We start from the raw sequence: 14406 nt of genomic DNA, 5'->3' as shown, positions 1-14406 counted from the left end.
AGAATTTAAAAACTCTATTATTAGTGAAAAGTGATAATTGTAATAGTTGCTAAAAGATAATGTTTGTTGTATATGATGGCCTGTATTGCACATTTTTTTATAATAAAAATTGATACACAACATAGAAATCTTCGATGTAAATCATAGACAGATGTAATCTAGAAGTGTATATTATATAATATTAAATATATAAGAACAGTACTTAAAGGAGGGGTTGACCGTGATTTTTCCGGCCATTGATATACAAGACAAACGCAGCGTACGTTTATATAAAGGGGATTTTGACAAGGAAATCGTGATTAACTATAGCCCGATGGCACAAGCTGAGGACTATGAACACGCCGGTATTAAGGCACTTCATGTGGTTGATTTGGATGGGGCCAAAGCAGGTAAACCGGTTAGTTTCGATATTATTATAGGTATTCGCAGAGCTTTCAGCGGCATTATTGAAGTAGGTGGCGGTATTCGCGACGAAGAAATGATTAAAGCGTATCTGAATGCCGGTATCGACCGTATTATTTTAGGATCTGTAGCTTTAAAAAATGCGGAATTTACTAAGCAAATGCTGGCCACTTATGGAGCAGAACGCATTGTTATCGGTGTTGACGGTGCCGACGGTAAAGTAGCCACAGAAGGTTGGCTTGAAAAGTCGGACGTTGATATGAGCCATTTGATTCGTGAAATGATGGCGGCCGGTGCTAAACACTTCATTGTTACCGATATTAATCGTGACGGTACCATGGAAGGGGTTAACCAGGAATTGCTCTTTGAATTACACGATCAATTTCCGGAAGCTCGTATTATTGCCTCCGGCGGCATTCGCAATGCCGGTGACATTGTAGCCTTGCGTAAAAAAGGCATTGTCGACTGTATTGTCGGTAAAGCCTTGTATGAAGGTCCATTGGCTTTAGCGGATATTGTAGCTTTGGAAAAAAGCGAGTTAGCCGGTGAATTGATTGAACCGTCACCATACTATACACGCACTATCCATGAAGAAACAGATTCTCATGATGTGTCTAATTTAGCGATTTCCGCAGTTGCGGCAAAGTAAATTCAATATAATAAAGTCAATAAAATAAAATCAATAAAATAAAATCAATACATAACACTAATAAGATACACATAGCAATAGCGATAGCAATACATACTCATGATCATGATAAACCGGATACGGCTAATGATAAAGGAGTAGAAACTATGTTGGCAAAACGAATCATCCCTTGTCTGGACGTGGATAACGGCCGTGTAAAAAAGGGTGTTAATTTTATTAATTTAGTAGATGTAGGCGATCCGGTGGCGATTGCCGCTTCTTATGAAGTGCAAGGTGCCGATGAGCAAGTGTTTCTGGATATTACGGCCACAACGGAAGGTCGGGGGACCTTCAAGGACGTAATTTCAGCCATATCAAATGAAGTATTTATGCCTCTTACCGTTGGTGGCGGCATTCGTACATTGGCGGATATGCAACAATTATTGCAGGCCGGGGCGGATAAAATCTCAATCAACTCAGCAGCCTTGGCGAATCCTGAACTAATCCGCGAAGGGGCTGAAAAATTCGGCAATCAATGTATCGTCGTAGCCATTGATGTGAAAACCGATCCCGAGACGGGGAAACGGTTTGTGTACAGCCATGGGGGACGTAAAAAAACAGACCGCTTAGCTTATGACTGGGCACAGGAGGCCATAGCCTTGGGGGCCGGCGAACTACTCGTAACGAGTATGGATAAAGACGGCACCAAGTCCGGCTTTGATATTGAACTGTATAAACAATTGGGCGACTTGGTGCAAGTGCCCATAATTGCCTCCGGTGGCGCCGGCACGGTAGCACACTTTGTAGAGGTTTTTTCAAAAACAAAAGTAACCGGTGCTTTAGCGGCTTCTATATTCCACTTTGGCGAAATAACCATTGAGGAAGTAAAAGAGGCTTTGCGCGCTTATAATATTCCGGTTCGCTAGGGAGGTGGGCAATGATGGCTGACAAAATAGCAGATATGCAACAGAACATTACCACCGATTTAAGATTGGATTCGGATTTGAGGCCTGATTTTGAAAAGGTGCACAATTTATTGCCTGCGGTAGTAGTGGATACCAACACGAAAGAAGTGCTCATGGTAGCCTATATGAATGAAGAAAGCTATGAACGAACCTTAGTAACCGGCGAAACCTGGTTTTGGTCACGGTCGCGCCAAGAGTTGTGGCATAAGGGGGGAACCAGCGGTAACACGCAAAAGGTTGTACGGGCTGCCTTGGATTGTGACAAGGACACCTTATTATTGGAAGTTATCCCCAACGGCCCGGCTTGTCATACCGGTTCAAGGAGCTGTTTTTTTAACGAAATCAAATTAAAAACAAATAGCTAAAAAGCTGAATAAAAGAGAGGGATTACTATGACACAGGAACTGGCTGAACTTTATGAGGTCATCAAGAATCGGCAATTAGAGCCGAAAGAAGGGTCCTACACGAATTATCTATTCGCTAAAGGACTCGATAAGATTTTGAAAAAAGTCGGCGAAGAGGCTACGGAAGTGGTGATTGCCGCTAAAAATGAAGGTACAGAGGAACTTGTCAGCGAAACGGCGGATTTGCTGTATCATGTGTTGGTTTTATTGGTTGAAAAGGGCATTCCTTACGAAGCTATAACGGAAGAACTGGCACGTCGAGAAGGTCTTATCAGTAAAACAACGGATCGGCCGGAAATTAAGAACTTATAGCCTATATGGGTCCACCTGCGCTCGGTGGGCCTTTTTTACAAATCATGAACCAAGCAAAATCTTGATTTAATAAAGCATGACGGGCAATCAATAAAGCGATAAGAGAAAGAGTGAGTGTATATGAAAGAGAGTATAAAAGACTTAAAACCATATGTTCCGGAAGAACCGGTGGAAGCGTTGAAGGCGCGTTTGGGGGTGGAGCGAGTTGTTCGCTTATCGGCTAATGAAAATCCCTATGGCACTTCGCCGGCTGTTCGTGAAGCGGTAATCGATTATGTAACTAAACATGACAGCAGCCAATACCCTGACGGCAATGCAAGTTCTTTGCGTACAGCGTTGGCCAATCATTTAGGCGTGGCTGAAACATCACTTGTTATCGGCGTGGGCCTTGATGAAGTGATTACTATGCTCAGTCGTGCTTTTTTGACCGATAAAGACTCCATAGTCATCAGCACGCCGACGTTTTCAGAATATGCCTTGAATGCTCAGTTGGAAGGGGCTGTCATTAAAGGCGTTCCTTGTGATGCTGTAACAGGTGCTACTGATTTAGCCGGTATGCTAAATGCTATCGATGAGACGACGAAGCTGGTATGGCTATGCAACCCGAATAATCCTACCGGTACGTATTGTTCGCTAGCATCGTTGCGCGATTTTATGAATAAGGTTCCTCAAGACGTGCTGGTCTTGATTGATGAAGCGTACATTGAGTTCGTCACTACTACTGAAACAGCCAGTGCTTTACCGCTTTTAAAAGAATTTACCAATATGGGCTTGATGCGGACGTTTTCAAAAGCCTATGGCCTGGCCAATTATCGGGTAGGTTATTTAGTATTAAGTCCGGAATTGGTAAATTATGTACAGGCTATTCGCTTGCCTTATAATCTCAACAGCGTGTCACAGGTGGCGGCGGAGGCAGCCCTTATGGATCAAGCCTTTATTGCGGATGTTGTGGCAGCCAATGCTAAGGCTCGTCAAGGCTGGGAAGCTTGCCTCGATGAGTTAAAACTCCATTACTATCACAGTGAAGCCAATTTTATTTTTGTAGAATTTGCATCACCGGAAGAGGCTAAAGCTATTGCCGATGTATGGCTCAAAACGGGCTATCAAGTGCGCTCCGGACTCAGTCCTGAATGGCTGCGGATTACGGTTGGGCAGGCCGCTGATTGTGAAAAAATGCAAGAGTTGTTAAAAGTATATTGCAAAGAAGAGAGATAAAATGTGGAGTAACATGAATTCGCTCTTATGAAAAAGAGTTAATTCTATAATTTCACTTGTCTTGGTAACATAGGACTTTGTTTATACTTTACGATATGTTATGCTTAATAAAACACATGGATAATCATGGTGTTTTTAGCATTATAAAATGAGGAGGTCTATTTTTGTTTCCTAAGCATATCGAATTAACGAAGGTGCCACCTATTAAAATTCAAGGCATTAAAACAAAATTGGTACCTTTTATTGCTGCATCTATATATTGGGATGATAATGGTACTTATTTTGAGCCGTTTATGGGTTCAGGGGTTGTTGGATTTAATTTACAACCCAAAAAGGCAATTTTTAGTGATACGAATCCCTATATTATACAATTTTATAAAGATTTACAGAATAAAATTATTACACCGGCTATTGTTCGTGAATTTTTAGAGGAAGAGACTTTAAAACTAATGGCGACACCAGCTGATAAGAACTCCTATTATTATGAAGTTAGAGAACGATTTAATAAAACCCATACTTCTCTTGATTTTTTATTCCTTCAACGTTCTAATTTTAACGGTATGATACGGTTTAATAATCAAGGGAAGTATAATGTTCCTTTTGGAAGAAAGCCAGAAAGGTTTAAAAAAGCACTCATTACTAAAATAGTAAATCAGGTTGCGTGGGCACAAGACTTAATCGTTAATCATGATTGGGACTTTTTATGTATTCCTTTTGAAGAGGCCTTTTCGATGATGAAGCCAAAAGATTTTACTTATTTAGATCCGCCATATATTGATAGGTATGATGGTTACTATGATGCATGGAGTGAAGACTATGCAGTTTTGTTATCTAAATTGGCTCAAAATGGACCTGCTAAATACGCTTTTAGTATGTGGTATAAAAATAAATATCGAGAAAATGAACACATTAAATTGTGGTCACATGGAAAACTGTTAACTACAGAACACTTTTACCATATAGGAGCTAAAGAAAGTAATAGAAATCCAATGATTGAAGCCTTAGTTGTAAATAATTTTGAATGATTATAATTCAAAATAGATATAAAAATAAGAAATCCATAGTGATTACCTATTCGGTTAAGCATTAAGCGTGTTAATTTTAGTACTTAGCTATGGATCACTATGGATTTTATTTTTTTCATTTGAAGCTTAATATAGGGTGATATTATTTCTCCACGTATTGTATAAGTATTCTATGCGAGTCGCATGTGGGTCACCAATTTGTTTTTTCCATTCTATATATGTTGGAAGGTTAGTATATAACTTTTTTGTGTCTGTGTATTTAGGGTAGTGTCTCCAATAGTCTTCAAATATTTCTTCTCCAAGTACTGAAAATGGACCATATCCTAATCTAAATGGTTCTATTGAGTTAGCGGAAATAGTGCCTATATTGTCAGTATTTCCACTTCCTTTCTGTTCTCCTGCAATCTTATATTTTTCTTGTACAAAGAATTCTACATTTTTATAAGCGGGAATAATAGAATCTCTATCTTCATAATGAGTACATTGAGTAGTTGGACTTTCTTCTCTATCATAGACAAATCCAATGATATAATGTTTAATATAATTGTCATAATGTCCAACGATATTTTTAGTTCCGTTTCTAAGATAGCTAGTAAAGCTACCTGCAGTAAATTTAAAACTGGCTGATGAGGATTGTCTGTATGTCGTTTTTATATCAATGGCAATAAGCTTATCGGTATTTGGAATGGCAAAATAAAAATCAGGGTATACCGTCTGTGTAGGATTTTCTTGAAATATATATCCAAGTTTTTGTGCGGCCATTGATAACGCCTCTCTAGCGGCGATTTCGAATATGCGGCCAATTATTTTAGAATCATTGCCAAAAGGATATATAGTATTATTAAAATTAATTAGTCCTGCAAAATTCCATGAGTATTTCATAGACTCTAATTGTATGGTGATTTGTTCAATTATAGGATCTTTTGTATTTATTGGATTTTCCATATATATGCTCCTTTTTTAATATAGCAAAGAATAATATTATTATATCACTAATGTTTTTATTGATGTACGATAAATTATGAGTGATGTATTTAGTTTTTGTGCTGAGATTTTGGGTGATTATGAAATTTTTGATATAAAGTATTTGAGAAGTATAAAGTATTTAAGTAGTATAAATTATTCAATAGATTTATTGTTATTACATACTATTTGGTAAAGGAGACACTATGAAAGCAATTGTATTATCCAGTGGCGGCGTAGACTCCACCACCTGTTTGGCTTTAGCCATTGATCGCCTTGGCAAGGAAAATGTGGCGGCTGTATCCATTTTTTACGGGCAAAAACACGATAAAGAACTGCAATGTGCCCGCAAGATTGCAGCCTATTATGAAGTACCTCATTATGAATTGGATTTATCGCAGATTTTAAAATACTCGAATTCATCCTTATTGCAAAATTCCACCGATGAGATTATTCATAAGAGTTATGCGGAACAGATTGAAGAACAAGGCGAAGGCATGGTCAGCACGTATGTGCCGTTCCGCAACGGTTTGATGTTATCCGCCGTAGCCAGTCTCGGCATGAGCCTTTTCCCTGATGATACGGTGCAGCTTTATTTGGGCGCCCATGCCGATGATGCGGCGGGTAATGCCTATGCCGATTGTAGTGAGGCCTTCGTTGATGCTATGACCAAAGCTATTGCCTTAGGTACCTACGATAAAGTCCAAGTAGAGGCTCCGTTTGCTACTAAAAATAAGGCTCAACTCGTTAAGGTTGGCTTGGATCTTAAGGTGCCGTATGAATTTACCTGGAGTTGCTATGAAGGTGGCGACAAGCCTTGCGGCACTTGCGGTACCTGCATCGATCGCATTAAGGCTTTTGAATTGAACGGCACCACGGATCCATTGATGAAATAGGAGGCGGTAAGGGCATGGCAAATACAAAGAGTTGGCAAAAGGTGTTATTTATCGGTGACAGTTTGACGCGCGGTTACGATGTGCCCTACGGCAAGGGCTGGGTTGAATTATTGAAAGCATATTTTGAAAAAAGCACGGCAACTAATGAAAGTGCAAAAATTACTATGGTTAATGCCGGCGTTGATGGTGCCACCTTGCAGGCTATTTATAATAATTTGGAGCGCGCTCTCCATGATTCGTCCTATGATGCGGTGTTTATCATGGGTGGGACTAATGATATTTTGCATGGGCGCACGGCGGAAGATTGCTATTTTTCAATGATGCGCTCGATTCATCATATTCAAAAAATCGGCTGTGATGTGGTTGTTGGTTTAGCGCCGCAGATTGACTGTGATCCCGATGGCGATGATGCGGTACTCGTTGATTATAATGAGCGTTTGAAAGCCTACTGTAAGGAACAAGGCTTGTTGTATATAGACTTCTATAAAACCATCGCCGAAGCGGATTATCGCGGTGAAATTCTTTATGCCGGTGATGTGCATCCCAATGAGTTGGGGTATCATTACATGTATGAAACGGCTCGTGATGTATTGAAGGCCGGCTTGTAGTCACTTTACAGATAAAAATAAATTATTAGCTAACATACAAACCCAGTATTTATGCGGTTTTTTGACGGATATATAGAGAAAAATAAATTAAATCGAAAAAAAATAAATTTTAGATATTGAAATTATTAGATTTACATGCTATAATAGGCTCATAACAAGGGAACAGTAGTTAACGATTATTCAGAATCGAGCGCTACAGCTCAACTAACTTCTTTATCCCGGAAGTTATTGCGAGTGAGTCCACTTGTTAAACCTATAAATACCTATACCTAATCGTGAGTACAAATATGTACGAACAACTTGCCGTTGCCTCCTCCCTAAGGGCAACGGCATTTTTCTGTTTATAAATAGGAATAATTATACTTGCTTTTGGAATAAAAATATAGATGAACGATAGATGAACAATCATGAAAAACTTTACGGAAAGCTCATCGAAATTTTCATATATACCTCATAAAATCTAGGTAAGATGTACATATGTTAAACGTAAGTTAACAGATTAGATTTGTATATGGCGCTGTTCAAGTGATGCGCGAGCATTTATGAGACAGTAAGAAAATTGTATAATTTTGTACTAGGAGGTATAGTTATGAAACGCAAATATGTATTAATGGTACCTGTCGCGGCGGTTACTCTTTGGGCTAACTCTTTCGGCACTTTGGTAAGTGCTCAGAGCTTACAAGACATTAACAACAATAAACCGGCTGTATGGCAGCAAGAAGAGCAGAACAAACAAAATCAGCCTAATAAAGACAACAAACAGATTAACCAAAACGATAAAAAAGATCAGAATCAGCAGAATCCTCAGGTAGCACCTAAAGCCCCTGAAAAAGAAACTGTTAAAAAAGATAAAGCAGCAAGCAAAGTAACACCGGAAACCAAGGAAAAACGCAAAGTAGCTTTGGCTAACGACTACAATAATCGCAAACCGGGCGCTGAAAAACCACCGGTAAAACCGGAAGATAAAAAACCGTTGCCACCTAAAGATGACAAGAAACCGGTTCCTCAAAATTCCGGTACAGCTGTTCAAATCGGGGTACTTCTTAACGCATAAGCACGTTTTTTCCCTGAAGAACCAACTCCCTCATTAATAGGTAATACTCCATAAATACCTAAACACAAACACAACACTTAAATACACACAATACAAAACAACACAACACACAAATAACACAACATAAATAACACACACATTAAACACACACTTAACACAGTAAAATGAATACTTAATTTTTACCGGCATATAATCATATATGCAAATGCCTTCCCGCAAGTACAGCGGGAAGGTATTTTTTTACATTAAAGTCAATTAGAAAATGACTTTAAGTTATATAGCCGGTTTTTTTGACGATAATTATGCATAATCGATACGGATATTTATGTCGAAAATTCATTTTAAATATTCCTTATATTCAAAAGGTTTGTTATAATATACCTAGTATTCAAGGCTGTCAGCTTTCTGTCGAACCGGCAGGGATAGATTAAAGGTATAGGTTATTTCGAGGAGTTGGACAGACAGTATAGATTCGAATATACTGCATAGATGACAGTACAGGTAAGACTGAGACCTGTGAAGAGTGATGGACAGTAGCTAAGTCTATGACCGGTAATTGCAGGCCTCGTGTCTTATCGGGATTGCGATTAGGGACGCGGATACCCATTAGATTAGGTTATACCGAGCAAAAATTTATATATGTATAACAGAAAGCAGTCTATGAAAATAGGCTGTTTTTTCTTTGACAGTTTTTTTCTTTGCAGCTTATTTTGGTAATGCATTGATAATAATTGCAAAAATTGAAAGAAGTTTGATGAAATTGTTCGAAATCAGCGTAAAATGAATAATAAAATACAATAGGACTGGCAAAAAATGTACAGTTGTAGTAAAATAAAGTACATGCAACAGAGAGTCAAAGATTCGTCAATAATAAATTGATGAAAATCAAAAAGTTTAATTTCGCTGTTGACAGTATTAATTCATAGTGTTATAGTAGGTTTATGATTTGAATAGAAATCAGGACGAGGAAGAGAAAAGTACATATACTATTGTATGTGCAGCGAGCCCGGACGGTGAGAGCGGGTCTTATGAAGTGTATGGAAGTGCATCTCGGAGTTATTAAGGCAAAGCTATAGCGATATAGGGGAGTCTTATTCGGGGGTCGCCCGTTATAGCGAATCTGTATAGAATTAAACAGATAGGAGTGAAATGCTCCGGAGAATATGTGTTTAATAGTACAGCAAAGGTTTGATTGTGCGCACAGTCAAATGAAACAAGGTGGAACCGCGATATATCGCCCTTGGTCACAAATGTGACCAAGGGCTTTTTTTGTACGCCGAATAGGCATGACAAAACCCCCAGTTAAACTGGGGGTCGGTAAAAAATTCTTATAGAAAAGGAAAGAACCTCCTAATGATACAATGAAGTTGGTCTGGCAACCACAACATTTCAACTTAGGAGGTTCAATGTCAATGAATGACGTAAAAAGCTTATCACATAGTAAATGGAGATGTAAATACCATATTGTCTTTGCACCTAAGTATAGACGACAAGTTATATATGGGCGAATAAAAGTTGATATAGGGAAAATATTAAGAGATTTATGTACAAGAAAGAATGTGGAGATTATAGAGGCGGAGTGCTGCCCCGATCATATACATATGCTCGTTACTATACCTCCACATTTAAGTGTATCAAGTTTTATGGGGTATTTAAAGAGTAAAAGTAGCCTCATGATATTCGATAAACATGCTAATTTAAAATATAAGTATGGGAATCGACATTTTTGGTGTAGAGGATATTATGTGGATACGGTAGGCAGATACGAAGGAGCGATAAAGGAGTATATTCGCAATCAATTACAAGAAGATATAGCTCAAGATACGTTAAATTTTAAAGAATATATGGACCCGTTCACGGGTGAGCAGGTAAAGTAGGCAAAAATAAAAGCCCCCGAGTAGGGGGCAGCCAGTGGTAATAGAGTGGTTGTCAGATTACTCAAAGCCCTCTTTAGAGGGCAACCACTAGAGAAAGACCCTTATAGGGTCAGAGCAAACCACCCGTTCTACGGGTGGTTATGATTATTAGAGCTGAGAGACTCTATGAGAAAGGAACGATGAATATTATGAGTATGAAACCAGTAAATGATACACTAAAAATGATTGGTAACACACCTGTATACCAAATTGGAGATTCTAACGTTTTTGTTAAATTGGAAAAATACAATGCCGGCGGCAGTGTTAAAGACCGTGCTGTTTATGGTATGTTACGCGACGCTCAGCAGAAAGGTTTAATTAAACCTGACACTATCTTGGTAGAAGCAACGTCCGGTAATACCGGTATCGCCCTTGCTATGCTCGGTGCTGTTTTAGGTATTAAAGTTGTAATCTTGATGCCTGAAAGCATGAGTAAAGAACGTCGTGAATTGGTAAAAGCTTATGGTGCTCAGTTAATTTTGACTCCAAAAGCAACCGGCATGAAAGGTGCTTTGGCTAAAGCTCAGGAAATTCTTGATGCTAACCCAAGTGCTGTAACTTTGGGACAGTTCGTAAACCCTGCTAACCCTGGCATTCATTACGAAACAACAGCTACTGAAATTATTGAACAAGTTCCTAATGTGGGCATCGTTGTTGCCGGCGTAGGTACAGGCGGTACTTTCACCGGTGTGGCTCGTAAATTGAAAGAACATAATGCTAATGTGAAAGCTGTTGCGGTTGAACCGGCAGGTTCCCCAATGATTTCCGAAGGTAAAGGTGGCGCTCATAAAATCCAAGGTATCGGTGCCGGTTTCATTCCTGAAAACTTCGACCAATCCCTTATGGATGAAGTTGTAACCGTAACTGATGATGATGCTATCGCTCAAGTACAGACTTTCATGCGCGAAAGTGGTATCAGCATCGGTATTTCTGCCGGCGCAGCTATTAAAGCAGCTAAAGATTTAGCCGCTAAAAACCCTGGCGTGCCTGTAGTAGCTATTGCTCCGGACGGAGTTGAAAAATACTTATCCATGCTTGAATTTGATGATGTTGAATATGTAAAAGCCTAAGCATCTGACGATATAATCGTTCGGGGGAACGACCATAAGTTGACTTAGGTTTAGCTTGAAGAGAGATGAACGGCCAGCTATATGGCCATAGATATTTAGGGGTTGGGGGAATACCGGCCGGGAGGATGTATGAAAGAACTTTGGCAAGCGATTCGCTATAATATTAAGCGCGTTATGGATTCAGATCCGGCTGCCACATCAGTATTGATGGTATTGTGGACCTATCCGCATATAACAGCTTTGTTCTGGCATTTCTTTGCCCATCGTTTGTATAAACATGGTTACAAATTATTGGCCAGACGCGTGGCACTGCATTCGCGTAATGCGACGGGGATTGAAATCCATCCGGGCGCACAAATCGGTAAAGGTTTATTCATTGATCACGGCATGGGTGTCGTAATTGGTGAAACTGCCATTGTTGGCGATAATGTAACCTTGTTCCACGGCGTAACATTGGGCGGCATGAGCTCAAGACGCGTGAAACGCCATCCAACGGTCGGTGACGACGTGCTTATCGGTGCCGGTACTAAAGTACTGGGCGACATTATGGTAGGCAGCGGTAGCCGGATAGGCTGTAATCTGGTTATCAAACGTGATGTGCCTGAGAATGTGGTCATCTATGAAACGGAACCTGAAAACATCGTTGTTCGCAAGATTCGTTCGACGATTCATTTGGTGGACAGCCATTCACGCAAACATATGCCACGGCATAAAGTAGCCTTCACACCAAAGAATATGACCGACGACATGGCTTGGTTCATTTAAAACAATATATTTTACGTTATATACAGATATCGGCCGTATATAACGTAGGCATTATTATTGTAAAAATATATGTGGATGTGACAATCTCGTTTTAAATGAAACAGCTTGACCGTCAGGCTTTGATTTGGTTGAAATTATTCCCCAAACTGCAGCGGGGGCTGGGTTTGGGGAGTTGACAAAGAAGGGAAGAAATCGAGTTTTACACTAACAACTTATCCTATGGCAACAAGTACTAAAGCGAGTACTAAACGAATTATCATACTTAAAACTTACTAAACAAACTTACCACAAAAGTTTATATACCGGAAAAGAGGTTTGAAGTTGAGCACCATGGCTCATCTTCAAACCTCTTTTTTGTAATTATTGAATTTTTATCAGGCCGTAAAAGGCGCTTTATTCCTTATCGCCATACGTATCAATAAGATAATCCATGGCTTCGATATAGCCTTTAAGACCATGGCCTTTGATGGTTTTTTCAGCATATTCGCTTACATAGGAGAAATGACGGAAGCTTTCCCGTTCATCGGGATTGGAGATGTGCACTTCCACCGTAGGGAGGCCAATCGCTTTTAAGGCGTCAAGAATAGCTATTGATGTATGCGTATAAGCGGCCGGATTGATAATGATGGCTTCGGCGTCATTATGGGCCGCCTGAATTCGGTCTACCAAGCTGCCTTCGTGATTACTCTGATAAAAACTAACCGCGATATGACGCTCATGAGCATGTTGGCGAATCATTTGGACGAGCTGTTCATACGTTTCAGAGCCGTAAATATCCGGCTCTCTTAAACCTAACAGATTAATATTGGGGCCGTTAAGAATTAAAATGTGCATGATATTCCTCCTCAATCTGAGCAGCTCCGGTATCCGGATCGTTTATGTCAAAACTACATTGTGAAAAGGCTTCGTACAGCGGTTCTCTTACAGTATATAAAGATTCTAAGCGCTCCAGCCCCCCCTGTGAAAGTGGACGACCGTCAACGGCTAATTTCTCAAGGGGGCGGCGAAGCCAATAGATGCGGCCGTTTTGGCGCAAAATAGGATAATTAACCGGTTGAGTTACAACGCCGCCGCCGGTGGCAATAATGGCTCCGGTGGTTTTGCAAAGTTCGGCCAAGAGGGCCGTTTCTTTTTTACGAAATTGGGCTTCCCCATAGGTTTTAATATATTCGCCGGGGTGACAGTACCGTTCTTCAAATACATCATCACAGTCGATGAGCGGTCGCTGTAAGCGTTCCGCGAGCGCAGTGGCGATAGTTGTTTTGCCTACACCGGGCATGCCGATGAGAATAATATTTTCCTGAGCATGACGCATTTGACGAATGATAGCTTCCGTTGCTTCCGGTGGAAACTCTTTTTGCATGAACAGCTTAGCTGCTGCTACCGCCTGTCCTACAAGCATGGGGAGACCATCGGTATAAGGAATGCCGCGTTGCTCCGCTTCTATAAGAAGGGCCGTGCGATAAGGATTATAAATCACATCGGCTACGCCTTTGAGTTTAGGAAAATCATCCAATGAAATTAAGCTATCCGGGCAATTCGGAAAAGTACCGACCGGCGTGGCATTGATGAGTACATCGGCATCGGCCCCGTAGCTTTTGGCGTCACTATAAAAAGGCGCTGTTTTACGGGAAAGGTGGCTAATCTCTTTGGCTCCCAAATCGGTTAGAGCCACATGAATCGTATGGGCTGTAGCGCCGTCTCCCAAAACAACTACATTTTTATCTTTAACAGTAATACCGGCTCGCTCCAGCATATATATAAAACCGTCATAGTCCGTGTTGTGACCGTACCAGCTGCCGTCGGCTTGACGGACCATGGTGTTGACGGCCCCGATATGTTTGGCCGCGTCAGATAAAGTTTGGCAGGCGCTCATGACGTCTTTTTTATAAGGAATGGTAACGTTTAAGCCCTTCAGTTCGGATTGACTTAAGAAGTCGGTTAATTCGTGAGAAGCTCGTTCGTACAGTACATAGTCGGGATTGCCGAGAGCCTTATGAATTTGTGGCGAATAGCTGTGCCCCAAGGTTTTGCCCAAGAGGCCGAAAGGGGTCAGCGTAGATGTATGATTCATAATAATATCCTTTCCGTTCATTGGAAATGTGTATTTCGGTACCGACTATAATAGTTAGTCGAAAATTAGGAAAATAGTAGTTTGCCCGTAATTAAATTTTAGGCTCTTA

Annotated in this window: 15 protein-coding genes; 12 read left to right on the top strand and 3 right to left on the bottom strand. The window is 40.3% G+C overall.

What is annotated here, in order from left to right; all coding sequences use genetic code 11:
* Window positions 1–220 precede the first annotated feature (220 nt).
* The 6 genes from hisA to CCC71_RS01240 all read left to right on the top strand — a co-directional run bounded on the left by hisA (window position 221) and on the right by CCC71_RS01240 (window position 4951).
* Window positions 221–1051 (top strand): 1-(5-phosphoribosyl)-5-[(5-phosphoribosylamino)methylideneamino]imidazole-4-carboxamide isomerase, encoded by an 831-nt coding sequence (gene hisA, locus CCC71_RS01265; RefSeq protein WP_021840128.1) that lies wholly within the window; start codon window positions 221–223, stop codon window positions 1049–1051.
* Window positions 1052–1197: 146 nt separating this feature from the next.
* Window positions 1198–1956 (top strand): imidazole glycerol phosphate synthase subunit HisF, encoded by a 759-nt coding sequence (gene hisF, locus CCC71_RS01260; protein WP_021840127.1) that lies wholly within the window; start codon window positions 1198–1200, stop codon window positions 1954–1956.
* A 77-nt stretch (window positions 1957–2033) separates the two neighbouring features.
* On the top strand, window positions 2034–2360 hold the full coding sequence (hisI, locus tag CCC71_RS01255; protein WP_226974414.1) for a phosphoribosyl-AMP cyclohydrolase: 327 nt from the start codon (window positions 2034–2036) through the stop codon (window positions 2358–2360).
* A gap of 27 nt (window positions 2361–2387) precedes the next feature.
* On the top strand, window positions 2388–2711 hold the full coding sequence (gene hisE, locus CCC71_RS01250; RefSeq protein ID WP_021840125.1) for a phosphoribosyl-ATP diphosphatase: 324 nt from the start codon (window positions 2388–2390) through the stop codon (window positions 2709–2711).
* Between the two features lie 120 nt (window positions 2712–2831).
* A complete protein-coding gene (hisC, locus tag CCC71_RS01245) occupies window positions 2832–3926 on the top strand; it encodes a histidinol-phosphate transaminase (protein ID WP_021840124.1) in 1095 nt (364 codons plus the stop codon).
* Window positions 3927–4090: 164 nt separating this feature from the next.
* Entirely contained in the window at window positions 4091–4951 is an 861-nt protein-coding gene (locus CCC71_RS01240) for a DNA adenine methylase (protein ID WP_021840123.1), read from the top strand.
* 126 nt (window positions 4952–5077) lie between these two features.
* On the opposite strand, the gene CCC71_RS01235 is transcribed toward CCC71_RS01240, so the two are convergent.
* Complete coding sequence (locus CCC71_RS01235) at window positions 5078–5896, bottom strand: type II restriction endonuclease (protein WP_021840122.1); 819 nt, start codon at window positions 5894–5896, stop codon at window positions 5078–5080.
* A gap of 224 nt (window positions 5897–6120) precedes the next feature.
* On the opposite strand from CCC71_RS01235, the gene queC reads away from it, so the two are divergent.
* From queC to epsC, 6 genes are all read left to right on the top strand, one after another.
* Window positions 6121–6810 carry a 7-cyano-7-deazaguanine synthase QueC gene (gene queC / locus CCC71_RS01230; protein ID WP_226974404.1) on the top strand — a complete coding sequence of 230 codons (690 nt, stop codon included), beginning with the start codon at window positions 6121–6123 and terminating at the stop codon, window positions 6808–6810.
* 14 nt (window positions 6811–6824) lie between these two features.
* On the top strand, window positions 6825–7418 hold the full coding sequence (locus CCC71_RS01225) for an SGNH/GDSL hydrolase family protein (RefSeq protein WP_021840120.1): 594 nt from the start codon (window positions 6825–6827) through the stop codon (window positions 7416–7418).
* A 589-nt stretch (window positions 7419–8007) separates the two neighbouring features.
* Complete coding sequence (locus CCC71_RS01220) at window positions 8008–8472, top strand: hypothetical protein (protein WP_021840119.1); 465 nt, start codon at window positions 8008–8010, stop codon at window positions 8470–8472.
* A 1412-nt stretch (window positions 8473–9884) separates the two neighbouring features.
* Window positions 9885–10349 carry an IS200/IS605 family transposase gene (gene tnpA, locus CCC71_RS01215; RefSeq protein WP_156703932.1) on the top strand — a complete coding sequence of 155 codons (465 nt, stop codon included), beginning with the start codon at window positions 9885–9887 and terminating at the stop codon, window positions 10347–10349.
* Between the two features lie 188 nt (window positions 10350–10537).
* On the top strand, window positions 10538–11458 hold the full coding sequence (cysK, locus tag CCC71_RS01210) for a cysteine synthase A (protein WP_296332670.1): 921 nt from the start codon (window positions 10538–10540) through the stop codon (window positions 11456–11458).
* Window positions 11459–11587: 129 nt separating this feature from the next.
* Window positions 11588–12223, top strand: a complete 636-nt coding sequence (gene epsC, locus CCC71_RS01205) for a serine O-acetyltransferase EpsC (protein ID WP_021840117.1) — start codon at window positions 11588–11590, stop codon at window positions 12221–12223.
* 393 nt (window positions 12224–12616) lie between these two features.
* Here the strand turns inward: epsC and aroQ are convergent, their stop codons facing one another.
* Both aroQ and CCC71_RS01195 read right to left on the bottom strand, forming a co-directional pair.
* A complete protein-coding gene (aroQ, locus tag CCC71_RS01200) occupies window positions 12617–13057 on the bottom strand; it encodes a type II 3-dehydroquinate dehydratase (RefSeq protein WP_156704114.1) in 441 nt (146 codons plus the stop codon).
* Window positions 13038–14297, bottom strand: a complete 1260-nt coding sequence (locus tag CCC71_RS01195; protein ID WP_021841744.1) for a shikimate kinase — start codon at window positions 14295–14297, stop codon at window positions 13038–13040. Before CCC71_RS01195 ends, aroQ begins: the two co-directional genes overlap by 20 nt.
* Window positions 14298–14406 lie beyond the last annotated feature (109 nt).

It is taken from the genome of Veillonella sp. LMAG:90 (assembly GCF_008679445.1).
Taxonomy (GTDB): Bacteria; Bacillota; Negativicutes; order Veillonellales; family Veillonellaceae; genus Veillonella_A.
Note: the sequence above shows the minus strand (reverse complement) of the source record. Positions and strands in the feature narration are given on the sequence as shown.

What these genes read in the sequence shown, in the direction of transcription:
- hisF (WP_021840127.1), top strand. Translation starts at nt 1,198, where the DNA reads ATGTTGGCAAAACGAATCATCCCTTGTCTGGACGTGGATAACGGCCGT.
- epsC (WP_021840117.1), top strand. Translation starts at nt 11,588, where the DNA reads ATGAAAGAACTTTGGCAAGCGATTCGCTATAATATTAAGCGCGTTATG.
- CCC71_RS01225 (WP_021840120.1), top strand. Translation starts at nt 6,825, where the DNA reads ATGGCAAATACAAAGAGTTGGCAAAAGGTGTTATTTATCGGTGACAGT.
- queC (WP_226974404.1), top strand. Translation starts at nt 6,121, where the DNA reads ATGAAAGCAATTGTATTATCCAGTGGCGGCGTAGACTCCACCACCTGT.
- aroQ (WP_156704114.1), bottom strand. Translation starts at nt 13,057, where the DNA reads ATGCACATTTTAATTCTTAACGGCCCCAATATTAATCTGTTAGGTTTA.
- tnpA (WP_156703932.1), top strand. Translation starts at nt 9,885, where the DNA reads ATGAATGACGTAAAAAGCTTATCACATAGTAAATGGAGATGTAAATAC.
- CCC71_RS01220 (WP_021840119.1), top strand. Translation starts at nt 8,008, where the DNA reads ATGAAACGCAAATATGTATTAATGGTACCTGTCGCGGCGGTTACTCTT.
- CCC71_RS01195 (WP_021841744.1), bottom strand. Translation starts at nt 14,297, where the DNA reads ATGAATCATACATCTACGCTGACCCCTTTCGGCCTCTTGGGCAAAACC.
- cysK (WP_296332670.1), top strand. Translation starts at nt 10,538, where the DNA reads ATGAGTATGAAACCAGTAAATGATACACTAAAAATGATTGGTAACACA.
- hisC (WP_021840124.1), top strand. Translation starts at nt 2,832, where the DNA reads ATGAAAGAGAGTATAAAAGACTTAAAACCATATGTTCCGGAAGAACCG.
- hisE (WP_021840125.1), top strand. Translation starts at nt 2,388, where the DNA reads ATGACACAGGAACTGGCTGAACTTTATGAGGTCATCAAGAATCGGCAA.
- CCC71_RS01235 (WP_021840122.1), bottom strand. Translation starts at nt 5,896, where the DNA reads ATGGAAAATCCAATAAATACAAAAGATCCTATAATTGAACAAATCACC.